We start from the raw sequence: 15,855 nt of genomic DNA, 5'->3' as shown, positions 1-15,855 counted from the left end.
GTACGCCCTCTTTAATCTTGTAATATAGTGCTATTTTGTGGCTAATTTTGTATATTATTCATTTATTTATGAAAAGAAGAAGGAGATTAGTTTACATAGAAAAAAATCTTTAGTAAGCAGTTCATACTATAACAGGGAGAGGGAGAGTCTGTGCAAATTGTAAAAAAGGAGAAGTTCGTTTTAAAAGAGTTTATGTTTGAAAATGGCAGAGAAATTCCTGTTCAAATGGGATACGAGACATATGGTACGTTGAATAGAGAAAGGTCAAATGTGATTTTGGTTTGTCATTATTTTAGTGCAACAAGTCATGCGGCAGGAAAATATACAGTGCATGATGAGGAGTCTGGTTGGTGGGATGGGCTCATTGGACCTGGGAAAGCAATTGATACAAATAAGTATTTTGTTATATGTACGGATAATCTTTGTAATGTGCAGGCGAGGAATCCATATGTGATTACAACAGGACCGAAATCGATTAATCCAGAAACTGGAGAAGAATATGCTATGGATTTTCCGGTTTTTACATTTCTTGATGTAGCTCGTATGCAATATGAGTTAATAAAAGGTATGGGAATTTCAAGGTTACACGCTGTAATCGGACCGTCGGCGGGGGGAATGATTGCACAACAATGGGCGGTTCACTATCCACATATGGTAGAGCGGATGATTGGCGTTATTACGAACCCACAAAATCCAATTATTACGTCAGTAAACGTAGCGCAAAATGCGATTGAGGCAATTCAACTGGATCCAAGTTGGAAAGATGGAAAATATGGAGAAGAGCAGCCTATAAAGGGGCTTCATTTAGCGAGTAGAATGATGTTTATGAATGCGTTTGATGAGCATTTTTATGAAATGGCATTTCCTCGTAATAGTATCGAGATAGAACCTTATGAAAAGTTTTCTACATTAACATCATTTGAAAAAGAGATAAATACAGCGACATATAGAAGTATAGAGTTAGTAGATGCAAATTCATGGATGTATACTGCGAAGGCAGTTTTATTGCATGATATTGCACATGGGTTTTCTTCACTAGAAGAATCTCTTTCTAACATAGAAGCGAATGTACTTATGATTCCGTGTAAACAAGATTTGCTTCAGCCGTCTCGTTATAATTATAAAATGGTAGATATTTTGCAAAAACAAGGAAAATATGCGGAAGTGTATGAGATAGAAAGTATAAATGGGCATATGGCAGGAGCATTTGATATTCATTTATTTGAAAAAAAGGTTTATGAATTTTTGAATCGGAAAGTATCTAGTTTTGTGTAAAAGACAAATGATGGGGAAAAGGTGCAATGTTTGTAGTAGGCACCTTTTTTTACATAATTTGTAGACGGAAAATATATGTAGCGATTGCTATACCGAAAAACGCTATGCTAAGCAATAGAAATAAGAATGACATTTCTTGTGGGGAGTTTATTTTTCTATTATTTTTCATACTAAGAGCAATAATTGCAGCGAGTAAGAACACAATGCCCATAATGAAAAGAAAAAGCGTCATTTTAATCGACTCCTTTCATAAAACAAGTATATTGAGGATACAATGTGCTAGTTATGTTTGTAAAGAATAAATTTTTAGAGAAAATTGAGAAATAGTTTTTCGATTCTTTGCGTTCTTTCTTTTGCGTGCTAAAATTGGTAGAGAATGTTTGTGAAAAAGAAACTAAAGGTTTTATTGTATATAAGGAGGAACTACATATGACAGAAGTTAATACAATTACTACAGAAGAGGTACAAGAGCGTTTAGAAAATGGAGAAACGTTATTTCTAGTAGACGTAAGAGAAGATGAAGAAGTAGCGGCAGGAAAGATTCCAGAAGCTGTACATATTAAAATGGGCGATATCCCACATAAAGTAGATTTCTTTAATAAAGAGAATGAATATATCTTTATTTGTCGTTCGGGAATGCGCAGTGAAAATGTATGTCATTATTTAAATGAGCAAGGGTTTAAAACAGTGAACATGGTTGGCGGTATGCTTCAATATGAAGGTGAAACGAAATAGTTAATAGTTAAAAACTTGAAACGAGTCTGTTTCAAGTTTTTTTCTTTTGCATACAGTATAAAAAAGGAGGAGGGGGAAATGGGAATTAATTTGCGTAAAGTGAAAATTATTAATAATACAGGCGCTGTTAATGTCGGTGACTGTTATGATATCTCGCCTTTAGCTGTGGCAAAAGTATATGCAGGTGCTGGAGGATCGAGTGCGGCTATTTTTTTAAATGGAAAAAGGCAGCCAGAAGCGGTGATTAGAACATCGGTATTTCTTCCGCCTTTGGCAACAAGTACACGTACGTTAGGTTCATAAAGGAAAGGTAGAGTGTAATTATGCCTGCGCATATAAAAGAATTTGTTATTGTTAATAATACTGGAAATATATTTACCGGTGATAATTTGAGTGATACTTCATTTACTGCTTCGAAATCATATAGTGGTTCGATGGGATGCACTTGGATTGATGTTGTTACAGTAATAGGGACGGAGACAAAGCTTTGTTTACAACCAGGAGATTCTGTCACAACAACATATACAAGAGGCACTCCTGCTGGTACTGTAACAGGAACAAATATGAGGCAAAGTGTAAATGCATCGGGTATAGCACAAGCTGTCCCTAATACAGATAATATGGATTCAATTGCAGGACTCCCTTAAGGCATTAAGGGAGTTTTTATTATTTAAAATAAAAATAGTCTTGGAAATTATTTTTGTAAATAGATTAAGAAGAGGCTTATTTATTATGAAAAAGACGGTTTGTAGGTGGTGAAAGTGTGAAGAATCGTGATAATAATCGGAAGCAAAATTCGTTAAGCTCTAATTTTAGAATTCCACCCGAACTTATTGGGCCTACTTTCCCCCCTGTTCCAACTGGATTTACAGGTATAGGGATTACTGGTCCAACCGGTCCACAAGGCCCAACAGGACCTCAAGGACCAAGAGGATTACAAGGTCCGATGGGGGAGATGGGCCCGACAGGACCTCAAGGTGTGCAAGGGATACAAGGATCAGTTGGGCCAATAGGTGCAACTGGACCAGAAGGACAGCAGGGGCCACAAGGATTGAGAGGACCACAAGGAGAAACTGGAGCGACAGGACCTCAAGGGGTGCAAGGGTTACAAGGTCCGATTGGTCCAACGGGAGCGACTGGGGCACAAGGTATACAGGGGATACAGGGATTACAGGGGCCAATTGGAGCGACGGGACCTGAGGGACCTCAAGGAATTCAAGGCGTCCAAGGGTTACCGGGTGCAACTGGTCCACAAGGAATACAAGGAGCACAAGGGATACAAGGAACACAAGGACCGAGTGGAAATACAGGTGCAACCGGAGCGACTGGAGCAACTGGTCAAGGAATAACAGGCCCGACTGGAATAACAGGTCCAACTGGAATAACTGGACCATCTGGAGGACCTCCTGGTCCGACAGGGCCAACTGGTGCGACAGGTCCGGGTGGCGGACCGAGTGGAAGTACAGGTGCGACTGGAGCAACGGGGAGTACTGGGGCTACAGGAAGTACAGGGGTAACAGGAGCAACGGGAACTACAGGTCCGACTGGAAGTACGGGAGCACAGGGCTTGCAAGGAATACAAGGAATTCAAGGGCCAATTGGCCCAACAGGTTCAGAAGGACCGCAGGGGATTCAAGGTATTCCTGGTCCGACGGGAGTAACTGGTGAACAAGGAATTCAAGGAGTTCAAGGTATTCAAGGGATAACGGGAGCAACAGGAGATCAAGGTCCGCAAGGGATACAGGGGGCTATAGGTCCTCAAGGGGCCACAGGAGCAACAGGAGATCAAGGTCCACAAGGAATACAAGGAGTACCAGGGCCATCAGGAGCAACAGGACCACAAGGAGTTCAAGGGATACAAGGTCCAATGGGCGATATAGGACCAACAGGTCCAGAAGGCCCAGAGGGACTTCAGGGCCCGCAAGGAATACAAGGAGTACCGGGGCCAGCTGGAGCAACGGGTCCAGAGGGGCCACAGGGGATACAAGGAATTCAAGGACCGGTAGGAGCAACAGGCTCACAAGGTCCCCAAGGAATTCAGGGAATTCAAGGTGTGCAAGGGATAACGGGAGCAACAGGAGTACAAGGAGCAACTGGAATTCAAGGTATACAAGGAGAAATAGGAGCAACGGGTCCAGAGGGTCCCCAAGGAGTGCAAGGTGCTCAAGGGGCGATTGGTCCAACAGGTCCAATGGGCGCACAAGGAGTGCAAGGAATACAAGGGATTCAAGGCCCAACAGGTGCACAAGGAGTGCAAGGTGCTCAAGGAATACAAGGAATTCAAGGTCCGACGGGTGCAACAGGAGATACGGGAGCAACTGGGGCGACAGGGGAAGGCACTACAGGCCCAACAGGAGTAACTGGTCCGACAGGGGTAACAGGACCATCTGGAGGACCAGCAGGACCGACCGGCCCAACGGGGCCATCAGGTCCGGCGGGAGTGACTGGTCCATCGGGTGGACCACCTGGCCCGACAGGAGCAACTGGGGCGACAGGAGTAACAGGGGATACCGGGGCGACGGGCTCAACTGGAGTGACAGGAGCGACAGGAGAAACGGGAGCAACCGGAGTGACGGGTTTACAAGGTCCGCAAGGAATTCAAGGTGTGCAGGGAGAGATAGGTCCGACGGGTCCCCAAGGTGTTCAAGGTCCCCAAGGAATTCAAGGAGTAACGGGGGCCACTGGAGATCAAGGTCCGCAAGGGATTCAAGGCCCACAAGGCGACATAGGTCCAACAGGCCCACAAGGAATTCAAGGCCCACAAGGTTCTCAAGGAATCCAAGGAGTGACAGGGGGAACAGGAGCACAAGGCCCACAGGGAATCCAAGGTCCGCAAGGTGACATAGGTCCGACTGGGCCACAAGGTCCAACTGGAATCCAAGGGATACAAGGAGAGATAGGTCCAACAGGTCCAGAAGGCCCAGAGGGACTTCAGGGCCCGCAAGGAATACAAGGTGTGCCAGGGCCAGTTGGAGCAACGGGTCCTGAGGGTCCTCAAGGGATACAAGGCATTCAAGGACCGGTAGGAGCAACAGGCCCACAAGGTCCACAAGGAATACAGGGAATACAAGGTGTGCAAGGGATAACGGGAGCAACAGGAGCACAAGGAGCAACTGGAATTCAAGGGATACAAGGGGAAATAGGAGCAACAGGTCCAGAGGGGCCCCAAGGAGTGCAAGGTATACAAGGGGCGATTGGTCCAACAGGTCCGATGGGCGCACAGGGAGTGCAAGGTATACAAGGGATTCAAGGAGCAACAGGAGCACAAGGAGTGCAGGGACCACAAGGAATTCAAGGAGTGCAAGGTCCGACGGGAGCAACAGGAGAAACGGGAGCAACCGGAGCGACGGGAGAAGGATCAACCGGTCCAACAGGAGTAACCGGTCCAACAGGGGTGACAGGCCCGTCAGGAGGACCAGCAGGACCGACTGGCCCAACGGGGCCATCAGGTCCGGCAGGAGTGACAGGTCCATCAGGTGGACCACCTGGCCCGACAGGAGCAACAGGTGCGACAGGAGTAACAGGGGATACCGGGGCGACAGGCTCAACTGGAGTGACAGGAGCGACAGGAGCGACAGGAGAAACGGGAGCAACCGGAGTGACGGGTTTACAGGGTACGCAAGGAATCCAAGGTGTTCAAGGAGAGATAGGTCCAACCGGTCCACAGGGTATTCAAGGTCCCCAAGGAATCCAAGGAGTAACGGGGGCAACCGGAGCACAAGGTCCCCAAGGAATTCAAGGTCCACAAGGCGACATAGGTCCAACAGGCCCACAAGGAATTCAAGGTCCACAAGGTCCTCAAGGAATCCAAGGAGCGACGGGGGCAACAGGAGCACAAGGTCCACAGGGAATCCAAGGTCCGCAAGGTGACATAGGTCCGACCGGCCCACAAGGCCCGCAAGGAATTCAAGGCCCGCAAGGAATTCAAGGTCCAACGGGAGCAACAGGAGCAACCGGAGCGACAGGTCCCCAAGGAATTCAAGGCCCACAAGGAATTCAAGGCCCGCAAGGAATTCAAGGTCCAACGGGAGCAACAGGAGCAACCGGAGCGACAGGTCCCCAAGGAATTCAAGGCCCACAAGGAATCCAAGGCCCGCAAGGAATTCAAGGTCCAACGGGAGCAACAGGAGCAACCGGAGCGACAGGTCCCCAAGGAATTCAAGGCCCGCAAGGAATTCAAGGTCCAACGGGGGCTACAGGAGCAACCGGTTCACAAGGTCCAACTGGAGATACAGGTCCAACCGGAGCTGGAGCCACTGGAGCGACCGGGGCGACTGGAGTTAGTACAACTGCAACGTATGCGTTTGCGAATAATACATCAGGAACCGCTATTTCCGTTTTATTAGGTGGTACGAACGTACCATTACCGAACAATCAAAATATTGGCCCAGGAATAACTGTTAGTGGTGGGAATACTGTATTTACAGTTGCGAATGCAGGAAACTATTATATAGCTTATACAATTAATTTAACGGCAGGATTACTTGTAAGTTCTCGTATAACTGTAAATGGCAGTCCGCTTGCGGGAACGATAAATGCCCCGACAGTCGCTACTGGTTCATTTAGTGCAACAATAATTGCTAACTTGCCTGCTGGAGCTGCAGTTAGCTTACAATTATTTGGAGTAGTTGCAGTAGCTACATTATCTACGGCAACGCCAGGGGCTACTCTAACTATTATTAGATTAAGTTAATAAGCAGAAAACCTTGAAACTTTTATGTTTCAAGGTTTTTTATCCTTGTATTTGTAAGTAAACCTCGTTAACCAGGGGGAGTGGATACCCTCTAATTATTTAAAGTTTCACTTTATTCACTTGAGCAAAAACATCGCAGTTCGAAAATATATTATAATAGAATGAAAAGAAAGAAATTTGGCAGAAAGGGAGGGTGGCGATGCAGGAGATGGTTAAAGATTTTTTTGGACGCCCACTTCAAGATTTACGTATATCTGTCATTGATCGTTGCAATTTTAGATGTACATATTGTATGCCGGCGGAAATATTTGGGCCAGATTATGCTTTTTTGAAAGATGAGTTTTTACTAACTTTTGATGAAATTGAGCGTTTGGCAAAATTATTTGTTAACATCGGTGTACGAAAAATTAGAATTACTGGCGGTGAGCCACTACTTCGTAAAGATTTAGCAAAACTTATTGCACGTCTTGTGAAAATTGATGGGCTAATAGATATAGGGTTAACTACAAATGCTATCCATTTAACGAAACAAGCGAAGGCATTAAAAGAAGCTGGATTACATAGAGTGAATGTTAGTTTAGATGCGATAGATGACGACATATTTAAGAATATTAATGGTCGAAATATTAATACGAAACCGGTGATTAAGGGAATTATAGCAGCTAAAGAGGCGGGGCTGGAAGTAAAGGTAAATATGGTTGTGAAAAAAGGGATGAACGATCATCAAGTACTTCCGATGGCTGCGTATTTTAAAGAGCAAGGAATCACGCTTCGGTTTATTGAGTTTATGGATGTTGGTAGTACAAATGGGTGGAATTTTGATCAAGTGGTTACAAAGCGAGAATTGATTGAGATGATTCATAAGGTGTATCCGCTTGAGCCAGCTGAAGCCCATTACTTTGGTGAAGTTGCGAAGCGATATCGGTATGTTGGAACAAATGTTGAAGTTGGTTTTATTACATCTGTTTCTGAGTCATTTTGTGGCTCTTGTACGAGGGCGAGAATTTCGGCAGATGGAAAGTTTTATACGTGCTTATTTGCGACAGAGGGTTTGAATGTAAGAGAACTTCTTAGAGGAAATCTTTCGGATGAGGAGTTATTAAGTGTTATACAAGATGTATGGATGAATAGAAAAGATAGGTATTCGGATGAACGGACAGAAGAAAGTGCAAAAAATCGTCCGAAAATCGAAATGTCTTATATAGGAGGATAAGAAAGGGGGCTATCGCATGCAGGAGCGATATTCAAGACAAATATTATTTTCTGGTGTTGGAGAAGAAGGGCAGAGAAAAATAAGAGAGAAGCATGTGCTTATTATTGGTGCTGGTGCTCTCGGTGCGGCAAATGCAGAAGCGATTGTTAGAGCAGGGGTTGGAAAAGTAACGATTGCTGATCGTGATTATGTAGAATGGAGTAATTTACAAAGACAACAACTATATACGGAAGAAGATGCAAAGCAGTATAAACCGAAGGCGATAGCGGCTGCAGAACATTTACAAGCGATTAATTCTGAGGTGGAAATAAATCCGGTTGTGACGGATGTAACGGTGCAAGAAATGGAAGAGCTAGTGCGTGATGTAGATTTAATATTAGATGCGACAGATAATTTTGAAACGCGTCTTCTCATTAATGATATTTCACAAAAGTATAATATTCCGTGGATATATGGTGGTTGCGTCGGGAGTTACGGAGTAACGTATACAATTTTACCAGGGAAAACACCGTGTTTTCGCTGTTTAATGGAGCATCCGGCGAGCGGAGCAACATGTGACACAGCTGGTATTATACAACCGGCAGTACAATTAGTAGTTGCGCATCAAATTACGGAAGCGCTGAAAATATTAGTAGAAGACTTTGGTGCGCTTCGTGAAACGATGTTATCGTTTGATCTTTGGAATAATCAACAGATGGCATTTAAAGTGAATAGGCAGAAAAAAGATACTTGTTTATCTTGCGGAAGGTTACGTACATATCCGAGTTTAACATTTGAAGGACAAACGAAAACAGAAGTGTTATGTGGGCGGAATACAGTACAAATTCGCCCGGGTGTGCGGAAGAATTTTAATTTAGAAGAAATTAAAAAACGCTTACAAAGAAGCGTAGAGATAAAGGCGACACCTTATTTATTATCATTTCCGGTAGAAGAATATCGTTTTGTTTTATTTACAGATGGCAGGGCGTTCATTCATGGGACGAATGATATGAATGTAGCGAAAAGTTTATATGCAAGATATATAGGTTGAACCTAAAGGAAACCCTTTAGGCTCAACGGAGAGAGGATTATGAATTTCTCGTATAATCTCCACTTTTTCCACCTGTTTTTTCAAGTAAGTACGTTTCGCCGATAATCATACCTTTATCGACAGCTTTACACATATCATACACAGTAAGAGCGGTAGCGGAAGCAGCTGTTAAAGCCTCCATTTCAACACCGGTGCTACCTTCTGTTTTAACTTTTACTTCAATGAGTAAACGATATTGTTCTTCTGATTGTTTCCAATCGAAAGAAACGTCAACACCTTTTAATAATAAAGGATGGCACATTGGGATAATATCAGAAGTTCGTTTCGCGGCCATAATGCCTGCGATTTGCGCAACTGCTAATACGTCACCTTTCCCAATTTCATTGTGAGAGATTTTATCGTAAATTTCTTTCGTAACGACAATGCTAGAGCACGCAATTGCTGTTCGAACGGTTGCTTTTTTGTCGCTTATATCAACCATTTTTGCGCGTCCTTGGTCATTGAAATGTGTAAATGAAGACATGGAATTCCTCCTTGAAGTAATTTCTATTGAATATATAAAGTTTAATCGAGATAAAAAAAATTGCAAATATGAGGTGAGAAACGATGGTAGAAAAACGAATTCCAATTCAAGTTGCTGAGGCAGTAGAACGGGTAATGAAATATGCGAAGCATGGTGAAGTAGAAGAAATTTCTATTACGGAAAGTTACGGGAGAATTCTCGGGGAAGATGTTGTCTCAGATCATGACGTTCCTCATTTTGATCGTTCCCCTTACGATGGTTTCGCCATTCGAGCAGAAGATACGAAAGAAGCAACTCAAGAGAATCCAGTTGAATTTGAAGTAATAGGAGAAATCGGGGCGGGGTCTGTTTTTTTAGAAGAAGTAGGAGCTTTTGAAGCAATTCGCATTATGACAGGAGCAGCTATTCCAGAAGATTGCAATGCAGTCGTAATGCTAGAGCTGACAGAAGGGTTTGAGAAGAACGGGAAAACATATATGAAGTTAAAACGCCCTTTTAATAACGGTGACAATGTGTCGTTTAAAGGAGAAGATATAAAACAAAATCAAGTTCTCGTTAAGAAAGGTGTTGCAATTAACCCAGGGGTTGCAGCCCTACTAGCAACGTTTGGATATAGCACTGTGAAAGTTGTAAAACAGCCTGTTGTCGGTATTGTAACGACAGGAAGTGAATTATTAGAAGTACATGAGCCTTTAGAACCGGGGAAGATTAGAAATAGTAACTCGTATATGATCGCAGCTCAAATTATGAAAGCTGGCGGGAAAGTTCGTTATTATGGTCAACTCGCGGATGAGTTAGATGCATGTTTTACAGCAGTTCAATCAGCGATGGGTGAGGTCGACATTTTAATTACAACAGGTGGTGTATCAGTAGGAGATTATGACTACTTACCAGCTATTTATGAAAGGTTACAGGCGAATGTACTCTTTAATAAGATAGCCATGAGGCCTGGAAGTGTAACGACAGTAGCTGAAGTAGATGGAAAGTTACTCTTCGGTTTATCAGGAAATCCGTCTGCTTGTTATGTAGGCTTTGAATTATTTGTGCATCCAATTATAAAAACGTATTTGTATGCGAAGGAACCTCACGTATATAGAGCGGATGCTATTTTACAAAAAGATTTTCCAAAGCCAAATCCATTTACTCGTTTCGTAAGAGCGAACGTGACAATCGTGGACGGGGCATTACAAGCGATGCCGGTTGGTTTAGATAAATCGAGTGCGGTATCTTCACTTGCAGATGCGAATGCTTTTATCGTGTTACCTGGAGGAACGAGAGGATTTGAGACCGGAATGAAAGTATCCGTATTATTGTTGGAGCACTCTGAGGGATGTGATTGGCCATGGGCAAAGCCCCTTCAATCTTACAAATAGTAGGATATCAAAATAGCGGAAAAACGACACTTGTAGAGAAAATTGTGCATGTGTTAGCTGAAAGTGAAATGAAAGTTGCTACAATTAAACATCACGGGCACGGAGGTTTTCCAGAAGTAGCGCAAAAAGATAGCGAAAGACACCGTAAAGCTGGTGCTGTCGTAAGTAGTGTAGAAGGTGCTGGATTGCTTTCACTTTCTTCACTAAGAAAGAAATGGTCCTTGCAAGAAATTATTCGCTTATATGAGTTTTTTGAAGTGGATACAATTTTAATAGAGGGCTATAAAAAAGAGAACTACCCGAAAGTAGTGTTACTTCGTTCTGCGGAAGACGTTGAACTTTTACATAAAGTAGAAAATATAGTGGCGATTATTACGTGGTATGATGTCCCGGCAAATATACGAGAAGAATATAAAGTATTTCATATAACAGAAGAAGAGTTGTACATAGACTGGTTTTTACAAACGGTTAGGAGTGCGAAATGACAAATACATATTATGAAGTAATTGATACAGAAATCTCGATTGAAGAGGTAACGAAGAAAGTGATTCGACGTGAATGCGGTGCTGTTACAACATTTATTGGAACGGTTAGAGAGTTTACGAAAGGGCGTCGTACATTATACTTAGAGTATGTTGCTTATAAGACGATGGCAGAAAAGATGCTAGAGAAAATTGGTCTGGAAGTGAAAGAGAAATGGCCGGGTACATATGTTGCGATTACACATCGCATCGGTACGTTGCAAATTTCTGATATAGCGGTTGTTGTTGCTGTTTCAACACCACACCGTAAAGCGGCTTATGAAGCAAACGAATATATTATGGAACGCATAAAACAAATTGTTCCGATTTGGAAAAAGGAGTTTTGGGAAGATGGTGACTCATGGATTGGTGATCAATTAGAAAAAACACCATATCCGGCGGGAGAGCCTGGGAAGGAGCTATAAGTATGATTCGAGTATTGTTATTTGCGCACTTGCAAGAAGAGGCAGGAACAAGTGAATTACAAATAGAGAAAGAAAATATTACGGTTGCAGAGTTAAAAGATGTTGTTGCGAAAGAATATAATGTACCAGTTTCAGAGCCAATTATGGTTGCGATTAATGAAGAATACGCAAATGAAGATGACAGGGTCCAAGATGGTGATGTGGTTGCACTTATACCACCAGTGAGTGGTGGTTAATATTGGATTCATTAAAACGACTTTCCTAAGTAGGGGAAGTCGTTTTTTTATGGCGTTTTTGAGAACACTAACTTATAGGATAAGGAGGACGTTATGAAAAAAATATGTGTAATTATTACAGCGATATTTTCTATCTTTTTCTCTTCTCCAAGCGATTCTTTCGCGAAAGAATCAAGAGAACAGCTTTTAGAGAGTGCGTTATTGAATAGGTACTATTCGGTTATTAGACAAGTGACAGAAGATCAATATGAATGTGATGCAGTTATAAATATAAAGCGTCTCGGCAGGAAAGATGAATTTGTTCCTAGATTTGAAGTGACGCTACAATTTCTTACATTTCAAGGGGCGCATAATCCGCCAAATGACAAAGTTACACTTACTTTGGAGGATTATTTAGATCATATAAAGGTAAAAAATGTGGAGCGAGAAAAAAATGTTTCTAATGATGTTGTAGAAAAGATTTGTGCTCGCAAAAAAGAAAAAATGAAAGCTCATTCTAATGATTGAGAGCGGTAACTTATTCCGCTATTTGCGGGATGATTAAAGTTTCAATTTATGACATTTTACAGAGAAAGGTAATGGGCGATGGATATATTTTTAGCAATTTTACCAGCTATATTTTGGGGGAGTATTGTGTTATTTAACGTAAAACTGGGCGGGGGACCGTATAGTCAAACGCTTGGAACAACGTTTGGAGCACTTATTTTCTCAATTGTTGTTTATATTTTTATGAAGCCAGTATTAACACCTACTGTGATTGGAGTTGGAGTTGTGTCAGGTTTATTTTGGGCGCTTGGTCAGGCGAATCAATTGAAAAGTATTGATTTAATGGGCGTTTCGAGGACGATGCCAATTTCAACAGGACTTCAATTAGTTGCGACGACTTTATTTGGCGTTATCGTATTTCATGAATGGTCCACGACAATATCGGTCGTCCTTGGGATTTTAGCGCTCGTTTGTATTATTGTCGGTGTTATTTTAACATCACTTCAAAGTGAAGAAGAAAAGAATGCAGAGCAAGCAGCAAATTTTAAAAGAGGTATCATAATTTTATTAATTTCAACAGTCGGTTATTTAGTTTACGTAGTAGTGATTAGACTATTTAACGTAGATGGTTGGTCAGCTTTATTACCACAAGCAGTTGGGATGGTATTAGGAGGGATTTTGCTTACCTTTAAACATCATCCATTCAATAAATATGCAATCCGAAATATTATTCCAGGATTAATTTGGGCAGCTGGAAATATGTTTTTATTCATTTCGCAGCCGCGTGTTGGAGTCGCAACAAGTTTCTCGCTATCGCAAATGGGGATTATTATTTCCACGCTTGGTGGGATCCTTATATTAGGTGAAAAGAAAACGAAACGCCAATTAACGGGTATCGTTGTCGGTATCGTTTTTATTATTGCAGCCGGAATTATGTTAGGTATAGCAAAAAGTTAAAGGAGGTATTGAAATGTATAGTGATTTAGAAGGAAAAGTGGTCGTTATTACAGGATCAGCAACTGGTCTTGGTAGGGCGATGGGAGTAAGGTTTGCTAAGGAAAAAGCGAAAGTGGTTATTAATTATCGCTCACGAGAATCAGAAGCAAATGATGTGTTAGAAGAAATTAAAAAGGTAGGCGGAGAAGCGATTGCTGTAAAAGGTGATGTCACGGTCGAATCAGATGTTGTGAATCTCATTCAATCTGCTGTGAAAGAATTTGGTACGCTTGACGTTATGATTAATAATGCAGGGATAGAAAACGCGGTACCGTCGCATGAAATGCCACTTGAAGATTGGAATAAGGTAATTAATACAAATTTAACAGGTGCTTTTTTAGGAAGTCGTGAAGCGATTAAATATTTTGTAGAACATGACATTAAAGGGTCTGTCATTAATATGTCTAGTGTTCATGAGAAAATTCCGTGGCCACTATTCGTGCACTATGCAGCGAGTAAGGGTGGTATTAAACTGATGACAGAAACGTTAGCGCTAGAATATGCGCCAAAAGGTATTCGAGTAAATAATATTGGACCAGGTGCAATTAATACGCCGATCAATGCAGAAAAGTTTGCTGATCCTAAAAAACGTGCTGACGTAGAAAGTATGATACCGATGGGCTATATTGGAAACCCTGAAGAAATTGCAGCAGTAGCAACTTGGCTCGCTTCTTCAGAGGCGAGTTATGTAACTGGAATTACGCTATTTGCAGATGGTGGAATGACGTTATATCCATCGTTTCAAGCTGGGCGTGGGTAATATAAAAGGACGAAGAGATAAAACTCTTCGTCCTTTTTTACAAAAAAAATAGCGGCCAGCTATTTTAAATTTAGTGATTAATTGTATCTTGAAGAAATTCTGTTGCTTGATGTTCAGTAACATTTTGTACGAGCGCGACTTCGCTAATCATCATTTTTCGTGCATTATCTAGCATTTGTTTTTCGCTCGCATTTAATGCTCTCTCTTTATTGCGGCGAAGTAAATCCCGAACAACTTCTGCGCTATCTTGCAGATTGCCGTTTTTCATTTTTTCCATATTCATTGTATATCTTTGTTTCCATGAGAGTGATGGGTCTGACTCCCCGTTTTGAAATTCAAGAAGTATATCATCTAACGTACCTCGATCAACGATATAACGAATACCCGATTTTTTTAATTGATCCATCGGAAGCATTACTTGCATATCTTTACTAATGATGCGTATCACACAATATTGACGTGAAGTACCTAATATTTCTTTCTCTTCAATTGCTTCAATGATTCCTGCACCGTGCATTGGATAAACGATTTTATCACCAATTTGAAACAAATCATCCACCTCCATATGTGGTAACCACTTTTAATGATAGCATACGTATGTAAAAATGTCAAATTTTATATAATAACATAATATTTATATTCGAGTCAATAAGATAAAGTGCTTTTTTATGTTTTTTTTGGGGACCTTATTTATAGTGATTTTTTTTAGAAAAATAGTACAGGTGAAGAAAGAAGGCATATCCACTTATTTTTAAGCATAAAATGTAAAAGCGCTAATACAATATACCTAAATCCGTTCTTTGCAAAGGAGGGAGAGAAGGTGGGGCGCACAATAAAAATTGATATTACAAATAAAGTTGTAGCTAAATTTAGACAAAATTATTTGGAATTATATACGAGTAAATTTATGATAGGTAAGTTTTATGTCTATACTGAAGATAAAGAATATGTGTTAGAAGACGGATATATATATGAGAATGGAAAGTTTTATCGCATCATAGATACGCACCGTGGCAATAATCAAGCGGCGGAGGGCTGCGATCTAGGACGGTGTTAACATGATTCGTGTGAAAGTATTTGATGAAAGTCACGAAAAAGACTTAGAAGATGCTGTAAATGTTTTTTTGAAAAAGATTGATGATAGCAACTTTGTAGATATTAAGTATCAAGTTGGTGTTTCCATTAACGACGATGAAAACCAAATTTATTGTTTTTCAGCAATGATCGTTTATAAAGCATAAAAAAGAGCTGGCTCACCCAGCTCTTTTTTATGTTTTATGTTGGGACAACATGTGTCGGTAATACGTTCATAATAGATTGGGGTGTGCCTAATTTCTTTGTCGTTAAAAGAGGCTCCCCTGTTTCATGATTTTGGGCATCTTTACACATACCAAGGTGATAACGATCACCTAAAAATGGATCAATATAAAAACCGTTTTTAAATACTTTATCATTCGGATGTTTTTCATGGTGAATATCAGAGCAGTTAATGCAATAGAACATAGCGTTCAACCCCTTTTTATTTTGTTTGAAAAAAGTGAGTCGGTAGTCATTTCGCTCCTAAGGAAATGTTGAGGAGAAGAGAAATA

20 protein-coding genes are annotated in these 15,855 nt (G+C 41.3%); 16 read left to right on the top strand and 4 right to left on the bottom strand.

Going from position 1 to position 15,855, the window contains the following annotated elements:
* The first annotated feature begins 150 nt into the window (after positions 1 to 150).
* On the top strand, positions 151 to 1,275 hold the full coding sequence (locus QCI81_RS10570) for a homoserine O-acetyltransferase family protein (protein WP_053563521.1): 1,125 nt from the start codon (positions 151 to 153) through the stop codon (positions 1,273 to 1,275).
* Between the two features lie 49 nt (positions 1,276 to 1,324).
* On the opposite strand, the gene QCI81_RS10565 is transcribed toward QCI81_RS10570, so the two are convergent.
* Complete coding sequence (locus QCI81_RS10565; RefSeq protein WP_000171889.1) at positions 1,325 to 1,507, bottom strand: hypothetical protein; 183 nt, start codon at positions 1,505 to 1,507, stop codon at positions 1,325 to 1,327.
* A 197-nt stretch (positions 1,508 to 1,704) separates the two neighbouring features.
* On the opposite strand from QCI81_RS10565, the gene QCI81_RS10560 reads away from it, so the two are divergent.
* The 6 genes from QCI81_RS10560 to QCI81_RS10535 all read left to right on the top strand — a co-directional run bounded on the left by QCI81_RS10560 (position 1,705) and on the right by QCI81_RS10535 (position 8,946).
* The gene (locus QCI81_RS10560; RefSeq protein WP_000141254.1) at positions 1,705 to 2,010 is read left to right on the top strand and encodes a rhodanese-like domain-containing protein; all 306 of its coding nucleotides are present in this window, start codon (positions 1,705 to 1,707) and stop codon (positions 2,008 to 2,010) included.
* 78 nt (positions 2,011 to 2,088) lie between these two features.
* On the top strand, positions 2,089 to 2,313 hold the full coding sequence (locus tag QCI81_RS10555) for a spore germination protein (RefSeq protein WP_000512463.1): 225 nt from the start codon (positions 2,089 to 2,091) through the stop codon (positions 2,311 to 2,313).
* 20 nt (positions 2,314 to 2,333) lie between these two features.
* Entirely contained in the window at positions 2,334 to 2,657 is a 324-nt protein-coding gene (locus QCI81_RS10550) for a hypothetical protein (RefSeq protein WP_053563522.1), read from the top strand.
* 116 nt (positions 2,658 to 2,773) lie between these two features.
* Positions 2,774 to 6,703: a BclA-related collagen-like exosporium protein gene (locus QCI81_RS10545; protein WP_353810712.1), complete on the top strand. Its 3,930-nt coding sequence runs from the start codon at positions 2,774 to 2,776 to the stop codon at positions 6,701 to 6,703.
* Positions 6,704 to 6,902: 199 nt separating this feature from the next.
* Entirely contained in the window at positions 6,903 to 7,916 is a 1,014-nt protein-coding gene (gene moaA / locus QCI81_RS10540) for a GTP 3',8-cyclase MoaA (RefSeq protein WP_053563524.1), read from the top strand.
* 16 nt (positions 7,917 to 7,932) lie between these two features.
* Positions 7,933 to 8,946, top strand: coding sequence for a molybdopterin-synthase adenylyltransferase MoeB (locus QCI81_RS10535; protein WP_088362724.1), 1,014 nt, complete (start codon positions 7,933 to 7,935; stop codon positions 8,944 to 8,946).
* Between the two features lie 37 nt (positions 8,947 to 8,983).
* Here the strand turns inward: QCI81_RS10535 and moaC are convergent, their stop codons facing one another.
* The gene (gene moaC / locus QCI81_RS10530; RefSeq protein ID WP_000094146.1) at positions 8,984 to 9,469 is read right to left on the bottom strand and encodes a cyclic pyranopterin monophosphate synthase MoaC; all 486 of its coding nucleotides are present in this window, start codon (positions 9,467 to 9,469) and stop codon (positions 8,984 to 8,986) included.
* An 83-nt stretch (positions 9,470 to 9,552) separates the two neighbouring features.
* Between moaC and moeA the strand changes: the two genes are divergently transcribed.
* From moeA to QCI81_RS10495, 7 genes are all read left to right on the top strand, one after another.
* Positions 9,553 to 10,842: a molybdopterin molybdotransferase MoeA gene (gene moeA, locus QCI81_RS10525; protein ID WP_353810711.1), complete on the top strand. Its 1,290-nt coding sequence runs from the start codon at positions 9,553 to 9,555 to the stop codon at positions 10,840 to 10,842.
* Entirely contained in the window at positions 10,812 to 11,327 is a 516-nt protein-coding gene (gene mobB / locus QCI81_RS10520) for a molybdopterin-guanine dinucleotide biosynthesis protein B (protein WP_098356025.1), read from the top strand. The genes moeA and mobB overlap by 31 nt, the downstream gene beginning before the upstream one ends.
* Entirely contained in the window at positions 11,324 to 11,788 is a 465-nt protein-coding gene (gene moaE, locus QCI81_RS10515; protein ID WP_000185943.1) for a molybdopterin synthase catalytic subunit MoaE, read from the top strand. The genes mobB and moaE overlap by 4 nt, the downstream gene beginning before the upstream one ends.
* A gap of 2 nt (positions 11,789 to 11,790) precedes the next feature.
* Complete coding sequence (gene moaD, locus QCI81_RS10510; RefSeq protein ID WP_000621772.1) at positions 11,791 to 12,024, top strand: molybdopterin converting factor subunit 1; 234 nt, start codon at positions 11,791 to 11,793, stop codon at positions 12,022 to 12,024.
* A 93-nt stretch (positions 12,025 to 12,117) separates the two neighbouring features.
* Positions 12,118 to 12,531 carry a DUF3888 domain-containing protein gene (locus QCI81_RS10505; RefSeq protein WP_353810710.1) on the top strand — a complete coding sequence of 138 codons (414 nt, stop codon included), beginning with the start codon at positions 12,118 to 12,120 and terminating at the stop codon, positions 12,529 to 12,531.
* Between the two features lie 78 nt (positions 12,532 to 12,609).
* Positions 12,610 to 13,467: a glucose uptake protein GlcU gene (glcU, locus tag QCI81_RS10500; RefSeq protein ID WP_000350865.1), complete on the top strand. Its 858-nt coding sequence runs from the start codon at positions 12,610 to 12,612 to the stop codon at positions 13,465 to 13,467.
* A gap of 13 nt (positions 13,468 to 13,480) precedes the next feature.
* Positions 13,481 to 14,266, top strand: a complete 786-nt coding sequence (locus QCI81_RS10495) for a glucose 1-dehydrogenase (protein WP_053563527.1) — start codon at positions 13,481 to 13,483, stop codon at positions 14,264 to 14,266.
* A gap of 70 nt (positions 14,267 to 14,336) precedes the next feature.
* Here the strand turns inward: QCI81_RS10495 and QCI81_RS10490 are convergent, their stop codons facing one another.
* Entirely contained in the window at positions 14,337 to 14,831 is a 495-nt protein-coding gene (locus QCI81_RS10490; RefSeq protein WP_000451442.1) for a CarD family transcriptional regulator, read from the bottom strand.
* Between the two features lie 255 nt (positions 14,832 to 15,086).
* Here QCI81_RS10490 and QCI81_RS10485 point away from each other — a divergent pair, with 255 nt between their 5' ends.
* Together QCI81_RS10485 and QCI81_RS10480 are read left to right on the top strand one after the other, a co-directional pair.
* Positions 15,087 to 15,323 carry a DUF2553 family protein gene (locus QCI81_RS10485; RefSeq protein WP_000533806.1) on the top strand — a complete coding sequence of 79 codons (237 nt, stop codon included), beginning with the start codon at positions 15,087 to 15,089 and terminating at the stop codon, positions 15,321 to 15,323.
* Between the two features lies 1 nt (position 15,324).
* Positions 15,325 to 15,507: a sporulation protein Cse60 gene (locus tag QCI81_RS10480; RefSeq protein WP_000621751.1), complete on the top strand. Its 183-nt coding sequence runs from the start codon at positions 15,325 to 15,327 to the stop codon at positions 15,505 to 15,507.
* A 34-nt stretch (positions 15,508 to 15,541) separates the two neighbouring features.
* Here QCI81_RS10480 and QCI81_RS10475 read toward each other — a convergent pair whose 3' ends face one another.
* Positions 15,542 to 15,769 carry a DUF3973 domain-containing protein gene (locus QCI81_RS10475; RefSeq protein WP_000498988.1) on the bottom strand — a complete coding sequence of 76 codons (228 nt, stop codon included), beginning with the start codon at positions 15,767 to 15,769 and terminating at the stop codon, positions 15,542 to 15,544.
* Between the last annotated feature and the right edge of the window lie 86 nt (positions 15,770 to 15,855).

It is taken from the genome of Bacillus cereus group sp. MG20, assembly GCF_040459885.1.
GTDB lineage: Bacteria > Bacillota > Bacilli > Bacillales > Bacillaceae_G > Bacillus_A > Bacillus_A cereus.
This window is presented reverse-complemented; position numbering and strand designations above follow the sequence as displayed.